Origin of the sequence: Afipia sp. DC4300-2b1, assembly GCF_049895725.1 — a bacterium.
Lineage (GTDB): Bacteria > Pseudomonadota > Alphaproteobacteria > Rhizobiales > Xanthobacteraceae > Afipia > Afipia broomeae.
In genome coordinates, this window is sequence record NZ_JAFCSX010000020.1 from 1 (window position 1) to 1,012 (window position 1,012).

The 1,012-nt window shown below is 34.0% G+C and carries 1 tRNA gene and 1 rRNA gene; both read right to left on the reverse strand.

Going from position 1 to position 1,012, the window contains the following annotated elements:
- Positions 1–42: 42 nt before the first annotated feature.
- Positions 43–118, reverse strand: a tRNA-Val gene (locus ACP7AL_RS25515).
- A gap of 823 nt (positions 119–941) precedes the next feature.
- Positions 942–1,012: ribosomal RNA gene (gene rrf, locus ACP7AL_RS25520) — 5S ribosomal RNA — on the reverse strand; the annotation flags it as partial.

Sequence of the window (1,012 nt, forward strand, 5' to 3'; positions counted from 1 at the left end):
TACACCGGCTTTATCTATCCTAACATTATGTAAGAATAAATATGGTGGAGGATGACGGGCTCGAACCGCCGACCCTCTGCTTGTAAGGCAGATGCTCTCCCAGCTGAGCTAATCCTCCATATTGTGTCGTTTCGAAGTGTCTCTCGATCTGACAAATAGTATTATATAACGATAAGATATTGTTTGTAAAGACTTTTTTAAAATAATTTTTGAATTTATTTTAAAGCTGTTTTTTTCATCTTTTCGTTAAGGCACCTAAAGAAGTTTACCACTTGTCTCATCATTTTAAAAGCCTTTTTTTCATTTTTTTATGTTTTTTTGTTAAAAAGAGTACTAATAAGGCTTTATCACTGTGGAAACAGCAATTTTGTAGCTTCTAAACCCTTGTTTTATTTCATATATCTCTAGTTAAAAACATTCAAATAAGAAATTCTGTTATTATTTTATTTTTTTGAGAAATCTTTTTTGCATAAAAAAGTGTGAAAATGTTGCTGGTCTTTACTATTTTTCAGAAAATCGTTTCACATCATTTTTTTCTGCTGCTTCAAATATTCAACAGCTTTATCGTCTATGTAAAATTTTAACAGGAGAAATAAAATGAATATTGTTTCTTTCATGTCTTCTATCTTTTTAAATTGGAAATTCAACAATGCTGAATCACCCCTTCGGGATGAGGTCTTTCTATTTAGTGGCCCTATACATCGCCTTTCTATATCTATTTACCCAAGGTAAGGTTTTCTATGCTTTTAGTGATGCCCTTGATGATTTGAGCTGCCGGTTCATATGATGACCGACATGTTAAATTGAAGGAGCATAAAGTTTGATTTATGTAGCAATCTCGAGGGAACAACGTATTTTCACTTTAACAACCTATTATATAGAAGCAAATCATTCAAAAACACAAAAAAGACCAGTTCCGACTGGAACTGATCCTTATAGAAGCTTGGCGGCGTCCTACTCTCACAGGGGGAAACCCCCAACTACCATCGGCGCTGAAGAGCTTAACTTCCGT